The sequence below is a fragment of the Ensifer sp. Root31 genome, from assembly GCF_001424825.1.
GTDB lineage: Bacteria > Pseudomonadota > Alphaproteobacteria > Rhizobiales > Rhizobiaceae > Ensifer > Ensifer canadensis.
This window is the reverse complement of record NZ_LMCO01000012.1, coordinates 265735-279184: the sequence shown is the minus strand read 5'-3', so window position 1 is coordinate 279184 and position 13450 is coordinate 265735. Positions and strand designations below refer to the sequence as shown.

At 60.1% G+C, this 13450-nt stretch carries 14 protein-coding genes; 10 read left to right on the top strand and 4 right to left on the bottom strand.

The genetic code is table 11. The features are described from left to right. Positions 1-151 precede the first annotated feature (151 nt). Positions 152-1078 carry a helix-turn-helix domain-containing protein gene (locus tag ASD00_RS13215; RefSeq protein ID WP_025430400.1) on the top strand — a complete coding sequence of 309 codons (927 nt, stop codon included), beginning with the start codon at positions 152-154 and terminating at the stop codon, positions 1076-1078. A 138-nt stretch (positions 1079-1216) separates the two neighbouring features. Here the strand turns inward: ASD00_RS13215 and ASD00_RS13210 are convergent, their stop codons facing one another. The 4 genes from ASD00_RS13210 to kduI form a co-directional block, all read right to left on the bottom strand. Next, positions 1217-2353, bottom strand: a complete 1137-nt coding sequence (locus ASD00_RS13210; protein ID WP_057207045.1) for a mandelate racemase/muconate lactonizing enzyme family protein — start codon at positions 2351-2353, stop codon at positions 1217-1219. Positions 2354-2376: 23 nt separating this feature from the next. Next, on the bottom strand, positions 2377-3288 hold the full coding sequence (kdgD, locus tag ASD00_RS13205; RefSeq protein ID WP_057207043.1) for a 5-dehydro-4-deoxyglucarate dehydratase: 912 nt from the start codon (positions 3286-3288) through the stop codon (positions 2377-2379). A gap of 107 nt (positions 3289-3395) precedes the next feature. After that, positions 3396-4139: a 2-dehydro-3-deoxy-D-gluconate 5-dehydrogenase KduD gene (gene kduD / locus ASD00_RS13200; RefSeq protein ID WP_057207041.1), complete on the bottom strand. Its 744-nt coding sequence runs from the start codon at positions 4137-4139 to the stop codon at positions 3396-3398. After that, positions 4136-4960 carry a 5-dehydro-4-deoxy-D-glucuronate isomerase gene (gene kduI / locus ASD00_RS13195; RefSeq protein WP_057207039.1) on the bottom strand — a complete coding sequence of 275 codons (825 nt, stop codon included), beginning with the start codon at positions 4958-4960 and terminating at the stop codon, positions 4136-4138. The genes kduD and kduI overlap by 4 nt, the downstream gene beginning before the upstream one ends. Before the next feature lie 248 nt (positions 4961-5208). On the opposite strand from kduI, the gene ASD00_RS13190 reads away from it, so the two are divergent. The 9 genes from ASD00_RS13190 (at position 5209) to ASD00_RS13150 (ending at position 13175) form a co-directional block, all read left to right on the top strand. Then, positions 5209-6003, top strand: coding sequence for an NAD(P)-dependent oxidoreductase (locus ASD00_RS13190; RefSeq protein ID WP_057207038.1), 795 nt, complete (start codon positions 5209-5211; stop codon positions 6001-6003). Positions 6004-6006: 3 nt separating this feature from the next. Further along, complete coding sequence (locus tag ASD00_RS13185; protein WP_057207036.1) at positions 6007-7524, top strand: aldehyde dehydrogenase (NADP(+)); 1518 nt, start codon at positions 6007-6009, stop codon at positions 7522-7524. A gap of 82 nt (positions 7525-7606) precedes the next feature. After that, positions 7607-8344, top strand: a complete 738-nt coding sequence (locus ASD00_RS13180; protein ID WP_057207317.1) for a FadR/GntR family transcriptional regulator — start codon at positions 7607-7609, stop codon at positions 8342-8344. An 83-nt stretch (positions 8345-8427) separates the two neighbouring features. Further along, a complete protein-coding gene (locus ASD00_RS13175; RefSeq protein WP_057207033.1) occupies positions 8428-9177 on the top strand; it encodes a FadR/GntR family transcriptional regulator in 750 nt (249 codons plus the stop codon). Between the two features lie 62 nt (positions 9178-9239). After that, positions 9240-9554 carry a cupin domain-containing protein gene (locus ASD00_RS13170; protein WP_057207316.1) on the top strand — a complete coding sequence of 105 codons (315 nt, stop codon included), beginning with the start codon at positions 9240-9242 and terminating at the stop codon, positions 9552-9554. Between the two features lie 109 nt (positions 9555-9663). After that, positions 9664-10686: an ABC transporter permease gene (locus tag ASD00_RS13165; protein ID WP_025430410.1), complete on the top strand. Its 1023-nt coding sequence runs from the start codon at positions 9664-9666 to the stop codon at positions 10684-10686. Continuing rightward, a complete protein-coding gene (locus tag ASD00_RS13160) occupies positions 10686-11573 on the top strand; it encodes an ABC transporter permease (RefSeq protein ID WP_025430411.1) in 888 nt (295 codons plus the stop codon). The genes ASD00_RS13165 and ASD00_RS13160 overlap by 1 nt, the downstream gene beginning before the upstream one ends. 4 nt (positions 11574-11577) lie before the next feature. Further along, a complete protein-coding gene (locus ASD00_RS13155; protein WP_025430412.1) occupies positions 11578-12414 on the top strand; it encodes an ABC transporter ATP-binding protein in 837 nt (278 codons plus the stop codon). Next, on the top strand, positions 12414-13175 hold the full coding sequence (locus tag ASD00_RS13150) for an ABC transporter ATP-binding protein (RefSeq protein ID WP_057207032.1): 762 nt from the start codon (positions 12414-12416) through the stop codon (positions 13173-13175). Before ASD00_RS13155 ends, ASD00_RS13150 begins: the two co-directional genes overlap by 1 nt. The last annotated feature ends 275 nt before the right edge of the window (positions 13176-13450 follow it).

Genomic DNA, 13450 nt, shown 5'->3' with positions numbered 1-13450 from the left:
TACAAATCTGGCTCCCAATTCGGTGCAGGAAGAATGGGCGGAATGCCACGTTTCTATACCACGAACCGATCTCCTCCCCAGAAGACACGGTTTATTCGGTGACATTGGGCTATTCTCAGATCAGAATGAATTCACAAAGGGAAGGAAAAAGATGGACGAAATCGAAGGTGGTATTCTATCGGCGATTCCCGCCGCGGCGTTGACGCTCAACCTGACGCGCGCGGCGATCCGCATGGAGCATTCGCAAACCTGGCGGATCGACAAATCCAATCCGGTCGACGATCTCGTCATCTGCCTTGAGGGCCGCGGTCATTATCTAATCGACGGCGAACCACGCGTGATGGAGCGGGGCGACGCCATGCTGATCAGCGGCGGCCAACACTTCATCGGCTGGAATGAAGGGCGCGAAACCTATATCGGCGTGGCGCAGCACTTTACGCTAGACATCTATGGTCGTCACAATCTCATCGAGCAGATGCAACTCAGGCCCAAACTGCAACTGAGCCGCTGGCCGTTTCTGGAACCGATTGCCCGTCACTACCGTCAGAGCGCGCCCCCTTCCTCGGTATCGCTCGGCCAGCACCATCTTTTCATGGTCCTTCTCATCGCCTTCATCGAGGATGCGTTTCTCGGGTGGCGCGACCACGCGACCTACCAGCCGGAGGGCGCGGATGCGATTGACCTTGCGGTGATGAAGGCAGCAACGATGATCTCGGCCAATCCGCTTGAAACCGACATCGCCATGAGGGCGGTCGATGCCGCACCCTACAACTACGATTATTTTCTGCGCGAATTCCAGAAGCGCGTCGGCCGCACGCCACGCAAATACCAGGAGCTCAAGCGAATGGAGCGCGCGATGCATTTTCTGGAAGGAGGGCTTTCGGTTGCGGCAGCGGCTGCGGAGGTCGGCTATGCAGACCCCTATTACTTCTCGCGCATGTTCAAGCGCACACTTGGGCTCAGCCCCCGCGACCACCTGAACAAGGTTCATCAGAGCCGGCATGGCGACTTGATGCAACTCGACGAACCAGAGCAGGAAATACGCCTTGCAACCGCCCGCACGATCGAGAAGCGATAAACGGACGATCGAAATTATGAAGCTAGCGGGCCAGGACCCCTTAGATCCATCGGAGTCAGCCTAGTTCACGGCCACGCTGCGTCTAAAGCGCCGCTTTGCAAACGCGGTATGCGTGCTGGAAGACTGCGCTCGTTCGTTTCACGATTGGAGCATCTTGAATTCGACGAGGGCATCACGATTGATCTCGATCCCGAGACCTGGACCATCTGGAATAGTGACGACGCCATTGACCGCCTCCAGTGGTGTCTTAAGCACCGCCTGCCGGAATGGATTCTCCGTTCGGTCGAATTCCAGGATCGGCTCGATCGGATTGGCGCGGACCGGATCGGGCACCATCGTTGCCATGAATTGCAGTGCCGCGGCGATCTGCACGCCTGTCCCCCAGACATGTGGCACGACGCGGATACCATGAAGTGTCGCCAGGCTTGCGATCTTCTGCGCTTCGGAAAAGCCGCCGCAGCCGCAGAGATCGGGCTGGAGAATGTCGACCGCACGGGCCTCCAGCGCCTGCCACATGCCGAACCTTGTATGCCAGGTCTCGCCACCCGCAACGGGGATCGGCTGACATGTGCGAACCTCCAGGTAGGCCGACAGCTGTTCGGGCACCACCGGCTCCTCGAACCAGTCGATATCATACTCCGCTGCTGCTTTGCCGAGCCGGATCGCTTCGGTGACGGTGTAACCGTGATTGGCGTCGATCATCAGGCGCATTTCGGAGCCTATCGCCTCGCGAACAGCGCGGATGACGCGCAGATCCTCGTCGACGCCGAAACCAATTTTAATCTTGCAGGCGTGGAACCCCTGTGTGCGGCGCTCCGCCATTTCGTTGGCGTTGTCGGCAACCCGATCGACGCCGTCACGCTTGAAGCTACCCGTGGCATAGGCGCGCACGCTTTGCCGCCAGCGTCCACCAAGCAGCATGGAGATCGAGGCGCCGTAGTGCTTGCCTTTGATGTCCCACAACGCGATGTCGATGCCCGACAGTGCGGTGACGGTGAGACCACGCTGTCCCTGATCGCGCAGTGCATTGTAGAGCACGGCCCAGATTTTCTCGGTTGAGCGCGGGTCCTGACCGATAAGCCAGGGCGAAAAGGCTGCGACCACCGCCGCGTTGGGTTTTGCCGGACCGAGACATTCGCCCCAGCCGATCGTTCCATCATCGCATTCTATCTCCACCAGGACATGAGCACGGCGGTCAAAGCGCATCGAGGCGCTTTCGAACGGCGTGTCGAGCCGGTGTTCCAAGAGATGCGTGCGAACGGCGGTGATCTTCATGCATTCCTCCGGAAGTCGCGGTATCAGACCTTGCGTTTCTGCCCGCCGATGAGCTTGTCGAGCATGCCCAGTTCCTCATCCGTCAGGTCCACCAGCGGCGCGCGCACCGGTCCCGCGTCGAAGCCCTGTAGCCGCACGCCGGCCTTGATCGCCGAGACGGCGTAGCCCTTCACCCGGTTGCGGATCGCCATGAACGGATAGAAGAAATCCACCAGGATGCGCTCGCAAGTAGAGCGGTCGCCGGCGCGCAGTGCCACGTAGAACTCGTTGGCAAGGCCCGGTACGAAGTTGAACACGGCGGATGAATAGGTGGTGACGCCGGCGCCGAGATAGGCTTCGGCAAAAAGCTCGGCCGTGGGCATGCCGCCCAGATACATCAGGCGATCGCCCATCTTTGCGGTAACCTGGCGCAGAAGCCCGATGTCACCCGTGCCGTCCTTGAAGCCGATCAGGTTCGGGCATTCGTCGCACAGCCGGGCAAGCGTATCGGCCTGCAGCACCGAATTGTCACGGTTATAGACCATGACGCCGATACCGACCGACTGGCAGACTTTCTTAATGTGGGCATAGAGCCCTTCCTGAGGCGCATCGATAAGATAGTGCGGCAGTAGCAGGATGCCGTCGGCCCCAACCTTCTCGACCGATCGGGCGATATCGACAGCGATTTCGGTGCCGTAGCCACAACCCGACACGATGGCGGTTTCGCCTGCAGCCTCCTTGGCGGATGCGACGATGCCTGGGATTTCATCTGGCCGCAACGAGAAGAACTCCCCCGTGCCACCGGCTGCGAAAAGCACCGGGGCCTTGTAACCCGCGAGCCACTCGACATGCGCCTTGTAGCTTTCTGGCGCAAAGCGGCCTTGCGCATCGAAATGCGTGACCGGGAAGGAAAGAAGGCCGGAGCCAAGAGCAACCTTGATTTGTTCGGGGGTCATTTCAGTATTCCTCTGTGCATTCAACTGACCGTAGCCATAGCTAGACATCATACATATGTCAATAAGTCATCATACAAGTTAAATGACAAATTGCCACGAGCCGTCGATTAACGCGCCAACCAGCCGCCGTCGACATTGAGGACCGCACCGTGGACGTAATTCGCCGCTGGCGAGGAGAGGAAGACCACCGCCCCTGCGATGTCCTCGGGGCGACCCCAACGATTGGCAGGGATGCGATCGAGGATTGCCTTGTTGCGCGCGGCATCGGCGCGTAGCGCCTCGGTATTGTTGGTCTCGATGTAGCCGGGGGCAACTGCGTTGACATTGATGCCCTTCGCCGCCCATTCGTTGGCAAGCAATTTGGTGAGACCGGCGACGCCGTGTTTTGCGGCCGTGTAGGAGGGAACGCGGATACCGCCCTGGAAGGAAAGAAGCGAAGCGATATTGACCACGTTTCCAGACCGCTCCTTGGCCAACAACTCCTTTGCGAACGCCTGGGTCGTGAAAAACAATGCCTTCAGGTTCACATCGACGACCGCGTCCCAGTCCTCCTCGGTGAAATCCACCGCATCCGCCCGTCGGATGATGCCGGCGTTGTTGACGAGGATATCGATGTCCCGGCCGACAAATATGTCTCGTGCCGCCATGGGATCCTTGAAGTCGAGCTGCATGCCACTCGCCTTGCCGCCGGCCCTGCCGATCAAATCCAGAGTTTCGTCGGGCGAGCGGCGGGCCGCGCAGATCACCTCGGCGCCTGCGGCAGCAAGTCCTGCCGCAATCGCTTGACCAAGTCCGGTATTCGATCCCGTGACAAGAGCTTTACGCCCTTGAAGTGAAAAGGAATTTATCATTTCAGATCCTCCGGTTGGATGAAGTCCATGTCGGTGTAGTCGACGTTGTCGCCAGCCATGGCCCAGATGAATGTGTAGGAGCCGATGCCCGCGCCGGAGTGGATGGACCAGGGTGGGGAAAGCGCGCCTTGCTCATTCGAGATGAACAGGTGGCGGGTCTCCTGGGGCTCGCCCATCAGGTGAAGCACCCGGGATTTTTCATCCATACCAAAATAGAGATAGGCCTCCATGCGACGGTCATGGATATGCGAAGGGATGGTGTTCCAGACGGAACCGTCCTCCAACGTGGTATAGCCGAGCACCAGTTGGCAGCTTTCCATCACGAGCGGATGGATGAACTGATTGATGGTGCGCTTGTTGGAGGTTTCCGATGCGCCCATCTTCACTTCCTTGCTTTCGGCGGCCGTGATGAGGCGCGCCGGCAGGCTGCGATGAGCCGGGCAGGACGTGATATAGAACCGGCCCTTGCCAGCAAAGGTGACCGCCCCCGATCCGGCACCGAGATAAAGCACATCGCCCCGGTTCAAGGTATAGGTCCGCCCGCCGGCGGCGACAGTACCGGTCTCGCCAATGTTGACGATGCCCATTTCACGGCGATCGAGAAACAGCGGGGTCTTCGTTTCCTCCACCTTGTCAAGCGTTAGGGGCGCATCACCCGGCACCGCTCCACCCATCACGAAACGATCGTAGTGGGTGTAGACCAGTCGGATCTCTCCGACCCTGAACATATCCTCGGCCAAGAAATGCTTTCGAAGTCCGGATGTATCGAGTGTTTTGGCGTATTCCGGGTTGACCGCCTGCCTTGTTTCAACAGTCAGCATAAATTCCTCCTTCAAGTTGTCGACAACATATAATATGTGTTACCGTTATTGTATGATATGTCAGCGGAGGTCAAGGTGCCCGCAGGAATGACGCGAGACCGAATGTGGTTTCGAGTGAAACGATGGCAGCTTTTTCGGACACGAAGACCGCTAGAAGGTTGAGGCTCTGCCGGTTCACACCATTGGCAGGTCGAAATGGCTGCGGTGCCGTGCCTGGCAATGCGGCAATTCGCAAAGGAATACCCCAAATGAGACGCCTTTTGATCACCGGCGCGGCGGGCCAGCTGGGCCGGGTCATGCGCAAACGGCTTGCGCCTCTCGCCGATACAATTCGCCTTGCGGATCTTGCTCGGCTTGACCCGCCCGAGCGCGATGAGGAGTGCATGTCCTGCGATCTTTCTGACGCAGCAGCAGTCCATGAGATGGTCGCCGGCTGCGACGGCATCGTCCACCTTGGCGGCGTTTCCGTCGAACGGCCCTTCGACCAGATCCTTGCCGGCAATATTGTCGGCCTTTACAATCTTTATGAAGCTGCACGCTCTCACGGTCAGCCCCGCATCGTCTTTGCGAGTTCCAACCACACGATCGGCTACTATCCGCAGACCGAGCGGCTCGGGCCAGACGCCCCATACCGCCCGGACGGACTCTATGGGGTCTCCAAATGCTTCGGCGAGGCCCTCGCTCGCCTGTACTTCGACAAATTTGGCCAAGAAACCGCCCTGGTACGCATCGGCTCCTGTACGCTCGAGCCAACGAACTATCGAATGCTGTCGACCTTTCTCTCTCACGACGATTTCGCTTCGATGATCGAGGCAATTTTCCGCGTGTCGACCCTTGGCTGCCCGGTCATCTGGGGCAGCTCGGCCAACGACGCCGGCTGGTGGGACAACTCGCATCTTGGCTGGCTGGGCTGGAAGCCCAAAGACAATGCCGAGGCCCATCGCACCCACATTGAGGCCCTCACCCCGAGGCCCGACCCGAGCGACCCGACGACACGTTTCCAGGGCGGCGACTTCGTAAACAATCCGATATTCAAGGAGTAAGAAATGACCTATGAGCCACATGGCAAACACCTGATCGCCGGCGAATGGCGCGCAGCGCAGATCAAATTCCGCAGCGAGCCCGCCCACGGCGATGCCTTTGACTTTTCCGTCGGCACCGTCGAACTGGTCAACACGGCGGCCGAATCCGCCGAGGAAGCCTTCTGGTCCTACGGTTATTCGTCCCGCGAGACGCGCGCTGCCCTCCTCGACACCATTGCCGACGAAATCGAGGTCCGTGGGACCAAGATCACTGAGATCGGCGCCTCGGAAACCGGCTTGCCCGCCGCCCGCCTCGAAGGCGAGCGCGGCCGCACCACGGGTCAGCTGCGCCTCTTCGCTTCCCACATCCGCAAGGGCGAACATCTGGACAGGCGCCATGACGAGGCGCTGCCGAACCGCACCCCCCTGCCCCGACCGGATATTCGTTTGATGCAGCGCCCAATCGGCCCGGTCGCCGTGTTCGGCGCTTCCAACTTCCCGCTTGCCTTCTCGACGATGGGCGGCGACACCGCCTCTGCGCTTGCCGCCGGGTGTCCGGTCATCGTCAAGGGTCACTCCGCCCATCCCGGCACAAGTGAGATCGTGGCGGAAGCCGCCGATGCCGCCATCAGGAGACTTGGCCTCCACCCGGGCGTCTTCTCTTTGATCCAAGGCGGTCGTCGCGATGTCGGCACCGCACTCGTCACGCATCCGCTCGTCAAAGCGGTCGGCTTTACCGGTTCGCTTGCCGGCGGTCGCGCGCTCTTCGATCTCTGCGTCTCACGTCCCGAACCCATTCCCTTCTTCGGCGAACTGGGCTCGGTGAACCCGATGTTCATCCTGCCGGAAGCGCTGAAAGCCCGCGGCGCGGAAATCGCAAAAGGGTGGGCGAGTTCGCTGACGATCGGCGCCGGGCAATTCTGCACCAATCCGGGCATCGCCATTATCTTTTCCGATCAGGCCGACGCGTTCGCCGAAGCGACCCGTTCCGCGCTCTCAGGGGTCGGTCCGCAGGTGATGCTGACTGACGGCATGGCCAAAGCCTATCGCGAGGGAAGCATGCGCATCGCTGCCGGCGCCGGTGTGCGCGAGGTCTTGACCACCACCTGCGACCAGCGCGACGCCACACCCTTCCTCTTCCGCGTTTCCGCCGAGGACTGGCTCTCCAACCATCTACTTTCCGAAGAAGTGTTCGGTCCGCTCGGCCTTATTGTGACGGTCGAGACTATCGAGGAGATGATTGCCGTAGCAAAGAGCTTCAATGGCCAGCTTACCGCCACGTTGCATCTTGATGCGGGCGACACTCAAGTTGCACGCAGTCTGTTGGCGATCCTGGAGCGCAAGGCGGGTCGTGTTCTGGCAAATGGTTACCCGACCGGGGTCGAAGTCTGCGATGCCATGGTCCACGGCGGCCCCTATCCGGCATCCACAAACTTCGGCGCAACGTCCGTTGGAACCCTTTCCATCCGAAGGTTCCTCAGGCCCGTCTGCTACCAGAACCTGCCTGAGGAGCTGCAGCCGGACGACCTCAAATCGATCTAGGCACGGATTGCGCCGTTGTGGGGCAATGGCGTATCCACAATCAACGGCGGATTCCCGCCTTATTCACCGAATGGCGGCACGCATGACGAAAGTGACCACCCACGAACCGGCTCCGCTGCCAACCACGACGCTGGTGGTCAAGGTTGCAGACGCGCTTCGCGCACGCATGTCCAAGGGTCATCACAAGCCGGGTGATCGGCTGCCCTCCGAGGCCCAACTGACGCAGGAATTCGGTGTGAGCCGCACGGTCGTGCGCGAGGCAATTGCAGCACTACGTTCTGACGGACTGGTGGAGCCACGCCAAGGAGCGGGCGTCTTTGTTCTCGCTCCAACGCTTGCCACCCGCCGTCCGTTTCAAAATGTCGATCTGGCGCGCGTATCTTCGCTGATCGAGATGCTCGAACTTCGCACCGCCGTAGAAGGAGATGCTGCAGCCCTTGCGGCGCTTCGCCGCTCGCCCGGGCAGGAGGAAAAGATCATCGAGGCCTTCGATGCTTTCCGCACGAGTTCCGCGGAAGGCCGACCGAGCGCAGAGGCCGATTTTGCCTTCCACCTCGCGATTGCTCAGGCCACCAACAACCCGCGCTTCGCAGAATTCCTGCAGATGCTCGGTCCGACGCTTATTCCGCGCCGGGCGGTGACCGAGAACGGTGAGGAGACGACGCTGCCCTTGGTCGATATCGAGCGGCTCGTGGACGAACATGAAGCGATCCTCGTCGCCATTCAAAATGGCGACGAGACACAGGCCCGCTCAGCCATGCGCGCTCACCTGAAGAACAGTCAGGCGCGGTACCGCGCCATGCTACGAGTGCTTCGCTGAGGTACAGGTTTAGACAGCCTGCCCTTGCATTCGGACAGATAACCGATAACATGCCAGACAGGTTCAATGCAGGTGAAGCAGCAATGGAAGCCCAAAACAATCACGCGAGAGGCACGTCGCTGGCGGCAAAGATCAGCGCCGATCTGCGTCGCGACCTGACCGAAGGCGTCTTCCAGCCCGGCGACCGGCTTCCGAGCGAAAGTGCGCTCACACGCGAATATTCCGTGAGCCGCACCGTAGTGCGCGAAGCAATTGCAATCCTTCGCGCCGACGGCCTGGTGGAAGCGCGCAAGGGCGCCGGCATCTTCGCGCTGCAGACGCTCGAAGACAAGAAACAACCATTCAAGGACCTGACCACCGAGCGCATTTCCTCGGTCATAGAGCTTTTGGAGCTTAGGACAGTCTTTGAGGTGGAGTCCGCCGGGCTTGCGGCCTCGCGCCGTTCTGCTGCACAGATCGAGGCGATCCTCGAGGCCCATCACCACGTTGGCGAATGCCTCGCCACCGGGAGCCCCACCCGTGACGCCGATTTCGAACTGCATCTCGCCATCGCGGAGGCTACGCAGAACCGTCGCTTTCCCGAATTCCTGCAGCTCATCCGGTCCGGCATCATTCCTCGAGGCGAACTGCAAGGCTCCGCTCCCGGCTCGCGCCCGAAGGACTATAACCTTCACCTTCAGGAAGAGCACGGCCTGATCGTGGATGCCATTATCGAAGGCAATAGCGACACTGCGCGCGAGCGCATGCGCGCCCATCTTCGCGGCAGCCTGGATCGCTACAAGGTATTGCTGCGCTCGCGCACACTGGCCCCCGAAGAGGTCAACCTGTCTTAGCTTGTCATACAGCCTGCAATGCATGTATGTTGGAGATGTCGTACATCATCAACGAGGCATCCATGACCCTTCCCACCTATCCCGCGATCTCGACCGATACTGGCGTTACCCGGCAAGTTCTTTCGCACTCACCGGAGATCATGGTCGTATCTTTCCGCTTCGAAAGCGGCGCTAGCGGCCGACTACATAGCCATCCGCACGTTCAATCCACCTACGTCTCGCGTGGCCGTTTCCGCTTTTTCCGTGACGGCGAAGCCCATGAATTGAAGGCCGGCGATAGTCTCGTCATCCCCTCAAACACTGAGCATGGGTGCCAATGCCTGGAGACCGGCGAACTTATTGACTGCTTCACACCCCGCCGAGACGACTTCCTGTGAGCAGATTAGCTTGACAGTACCCATAACCTGTGACAGATTTCCTTAACTTGTCATACAGGACGGGAGCCTGTACCGCCTCACCTTCCGGCGGATGACAAACGGAGGATTCATGTCTTTACGTCGCATACGCTTCTACGGAGCGGCCGGGCAGATCGGGACCATTGCGGTCACGCTTCTCGGCCTGCTTCTCCTGACTTTTTTCATTGGCCGGCTCATGCCCGCTGATCCGGTGCGGGCCATAGTCGGAGAAGATGCGACCCGCGAGACCTATGAACAGGTCTACAACGCGCTCGGCCTGGACCGTCCTCTTTGGGAACAGTTCATATATTACCTAGGCGATGTCTTCACCGGCAATTTCGGTACCTCTATTCGCACCGGTCAGCCGGTCATACAGGACATCCTTCATGTCATGCCGGCGACGATCGAACTGGCCACTTTCGCAATCCTTATTGGAGCAGGCCTGGGTGTGCCGCTTGGCGTCTTTGCCGCCGTCAACAAGGATCGTTGGCCGGATCATGTGGTGCGTGTCTTCAGCCTTTTCGGCCATTCGATGCCGATCTTCTGGACAGGTATGATTGCGCTCATCGTCTTTTACGCCCATCTCGGGCTGGTCGGCGGCAGCGGGCGGATGGACCAGTTCTACATCGGTCTCGTCGAAGAGCGTACCGGCTTTCTCTTGATCGACAGCCTGATCGCCGGCGAGATGGACGTCTTCTGGTCCGCGGTGAACCACATCATCCTGCCAGCGGCGCTACTTGGCTATTCCTCCTCCGCCTACATCACCCGCATGACCCGCAGTTTCATGCTCGATCAACTCGGGCAGGAATATGTGACGACCGCGAGAGTGAAGGGGCTTTCGCGCAATCAGACGATCTGGCAGCACGCCTTCGTCAATATCCGGGTGCAGCTCGTCACCATCATCGCGCTCGCCTACGGTTCACTGCTCGAAGGAGCGGTCCTTATCGAGACCGTCTTTGCCTGGCCGGGCTTTGGTCAGTATCTCACCAACAATCTCATCACCGGCGACATGAATGCCGTCATGACCTGCGTATTGATCGTCGGCGTCATCTTCATCGGGCTCAATCTACTGTCCGACGTTCTCTACCGCATCTTCGATCCAAGGACACGCTGATGTCTACCCGCACCGAACCTACGTTCCGCCTGCCGGCTCCGTTGCACGCATTGAAGAACATCGTGCTGTTCCTTTTGAAAAGCCCGACCTCGACATTCGGCCTCGCCGTCCTGGTGCTGCTCATTCTGGTAGCTGCCTTTGCACCTTTGATCGCCACCCACGACCCTTATGTGCAGGATCTTGCCAAAACGCTGCAGCCGCCGGGCAACGGGCATGTCTTCGGTACCGACGAGCTTGGCCGCGACATTTTCAGCCGCCTTGTCTGGGGCGCCCGCATCACGCTGACAATCATCTTCCTCGTGTCGATCGTCGTCGGCCCCATCGGCCTGATCATCGGTACGACCGCCGGCTATCTCGGTGGCAAGATCGATACGGTGATGATGCGCATCACCGACATTTTCCTGTCGTTTCCGAGCCTCATTCTCTCGCTCGCCTTCGTCGCGGCGCTAGGCCCAAGCCTCAACAACGCCATTGTCGCCATCGCGCTTACCTCCTGGCCACCGATCGCACGGCTTGCCCGCGCCGAGGCAATGACCTTCCGCAAGGCAGATTACATTTCTGCCGCAAGACTTCAGGGGGCATCGCCGGCGCGCATCATCTTCAAGTCGATCATGCCCATGTGCTTGCCTTCGGTCCTCATCCGTCTGACCCTCAACATGGCGACCGTCATCCTCACGGCTGCTGGCCTCGGTTTCCTCGGCCTCGGCGCCCAGCCGCCGCTGCCCGAATGGGGCGCGATGATCGCAACCGGCCGCCGGTACATGCTGGACAGTTGGTGGCTCGTCACCTTCCCGGGCATCTCGATCCTGTCTGTCAGCCTCGCATTCAACCTGCTCGGCGATGGATTGCGCGATGCGCTCGATCCCAAGCAGATAAATCGGAGGTAGCCCCGTGGAAAAATCCATACTCGAGGTCGAAAATCTCCGCATTCGCTATGGCGGCGCGCCGGCAGAGGCCGTGCGTGGGGTTTCCTTCACGCTTGGCCGGGAACGGTTGGGGATCGTCGGAGAATCCGGTTCAGGCAAGTCCACGGTTGGACGCGCTCTTTTGCGTCTTCTGCCCGGCGCGACAATCACGGCCGACACGTTGCGCTTTGGGAACCTCGACCTCCTGACGCTCTCCGAAAAAGAGATGCTGAAGGTTCGTGGCCGGCGGATGTCAATGATCCTCCAGGATCCCAAATTCTCGCTCAACCCGATCCGGCGTGTTGGCGACCAGGTGGCAGAGACCTATCTGCGCCACTTCAGATGCTCGAAGGCAGAGGCCCGTGACAAGGCGCTCACCATGCTGGAAGCCGTCAAGATTCGTGACCCGAAGCGGGTCTATGATCAATACCCGCATGAAATATCCGGCGGCATGGGTCAGCGTGTAATGATCGCGATGATGCTTTTGGCAGACCCAGATCTCGTCATCGCCGACGAACCCACCTCCGCGCTCGACGTTACCGTCCGGCTTCAAGTGTTGAATATCCTCGACGGCCTCGTGCGCGACCGCGGCATTGGCCTCATCATGATCAGTCACGACCTGAACCTTGTGCGCAATTTCTGCGACCGCGTTCTCATCATGTATGCCGGTCGCGTGGTTGAAACACTCGCCGCCCGCGACCTCGACAGGGCCGAACACCCCTATACTCGCGGCCTGTTGGCAGCCCAACCAAGGATCGGTGGCGGGCGTGCACCTCTCGCCGTGCTCGACCGCCAACCCGAATGGCTGGAGGAGAAAGCCTGATGTCCGTTTCCGTCGAAACCCGCGATGTGTCCATCACCTTCGGCGCTGGACCAACCGCCACCAAAGTCTTGCCGAGTGTCAGTTTCTCGGTAAGCCCGGGCGAGTGCTTCGGTCTCGTCGGAGAAAGCGGCTCGGGCAAATCCACCGTGTTGCGCTGCATCTCCATGCTGACCGATATCTGGACGGGCGACATCCTCATCGGCGGCAAGCCTGTGCGCGAGATGCCGCTTATCGAGCGCTGCCGCACGCTGCAGATGGTGTTTCAGGATCCGTACGGCTCGCTGCATCCGCGCCAGTCGGTACGCACCGTGCTCAGCGAGCCACTCGTCATTCACAAGCTCGGCGATCGCGAGGATCGCATGCGCAAGGCCATTGCCGATGTCGGCCTGCCCGTTTCCTTCCTCGACCGCTTTCCACACCAGCTCTCCGGTGGCCAGCGGCAGCGGGTGGCGATTGCCCGCGCGCTCATCCTGGAGCCCTCTTTGTTGCTACTGGACGAACCCACGTCGGCGCTCGATGTCTCCGTCCAGGCGGAAATCCTGAACCTGCTGCAGCGCCTGCGCGAGGAGCGCGGTTTCACCTACATCATGGTCACGCACGATCTCGCGGTGGTCGACCACATGTGCGATCGTTTTGCTGTCATGCTCCACGGAGAGATCACCGAGGTGCTTCCACGCGATGCGATCCCCGGAAACGGAGCGACCCACCCCTATGCCCGAGAACTCATCGGCGCCTCACTCGAATACGAAAGCGCGCACTGAGCTCGACTAACTGAAGCTCGGGCACTCCGTCTGAAATTGCCCTCGACGTGCCAGCTCCCCGGTCACGCGAAAGCGGCATAAGCAAGCCCAGAGCGCTGCCGATCGGCAGCAGCCCAATTCTTCACATGACAACCCACAACGGCCCGTGGCTTAGCGCAAGCCGTGGGCAATACAGGCCGACGGGATGAGATGCCAGCGCGTGAAGCTCCGTGGCATCCACGCGCCACAAGCAGTCACGGCAGCAGGCCCTGGTCAAAATCAAACGTCAGGACACT

What these genes read in the sequence shown, in the direction of transcription:
- kduI (WP_057207039.1), bottom strand. Translation starts at nt 4,960, where the DNA reads ATGCTGACTGTTGAAACAAGGCAGGCGGTCAACCCGGAATACGCCAAA.
- ASD00_RS13210 (WP_057207045.1), bottom strand. Translation starts at nt 2,353, where the DNA reads ATGAAGATCACCGCCGTTCGCACGCATCTCTTGGAACACCGGCTCGAC.
- ASD00_RS13215 (WP_025430400.1), top strand. Translation starts at nt 152, where the DNA reads ATGGACGAAATCGAAGGTGGTATTCTATCGGCGATTCCCGCCGCGGCG.
- ASD00_RS13175 (WP_057207033.1), top strand. Translation starts at nt 8,428, where the DNA reads ATGGAAGCCCAAAACAATCACGCGAGAGGCACGTCGCTGGCGGCAAAG.
- ASD00_RS13165 (WP_025430410.1), top strand. Translation starts at nt 9,664, where the DNA reads ATGTCTTTACGTCGCATACGCTTCTACGGAGCGGCCGGGCAGATCGGG.
- ASD00_RS13185 (WP_057207036.1), top strand. Translation starts at nt 6,007, where the DNA reads ATGACCTATGAGCCACATGGCAAACACCTGATCGCCGGCGAATGGCGC.
- ASD00_RS13190 (WP_057207038.1), top strand. Translation starts at nt 5,209, where the DNA reads ATGAGACGCCTTTTGATCACCGGCGCGGCGGGCCAGCTGGGCCGGGTC.
- ASD00_RS13170 (WP_057207316.1), top strand. Translation starts at nt 9,240, where the DNA reads ATGACCCTTCCCACCTATCCCGCGATCTCGACCGATACTGGCGTTACC.
- ASD00_RS13180 (WP_057207317.1), top strand. Translation starts at nt 7,607, where the DNA reads ATGACGAAAGTGACCACCCACGAACCGGCTCCGCTGCCAACCACGACG.
- kduD (WP_057207041.1), bottom strand. Translation starts at nt 4,139, where the DNA reads ATGATAAATTCCTTTTCACTTCAAGGGCGTAAAGCTCTTGTCACGGGA.
- kdgD (WP_057207043.1), bottom strand. Translation starts at nt 3,288, where the DNA reads ATGACCCCCGAACAAATCAAGGTTGCTCTTGGCTCCGGCCTTCTTTCC.
- ASD00_RS13150 (WP_057207032.1), top strand. Translation starts at nt 12,414, where the DNA reads ATGTCCGTTTCCGTCGAAACCCGCGATGTGTCCATCACCTTCGGCGCT.
- ASD00_RS13160 (WP_025430411.1), top strand. Translation starts at nt 10,686, where the DNA reads ATGTCTACCCGCACCGAACCTACGTTCCGCCTGCCGGCTCCGTTGCAC.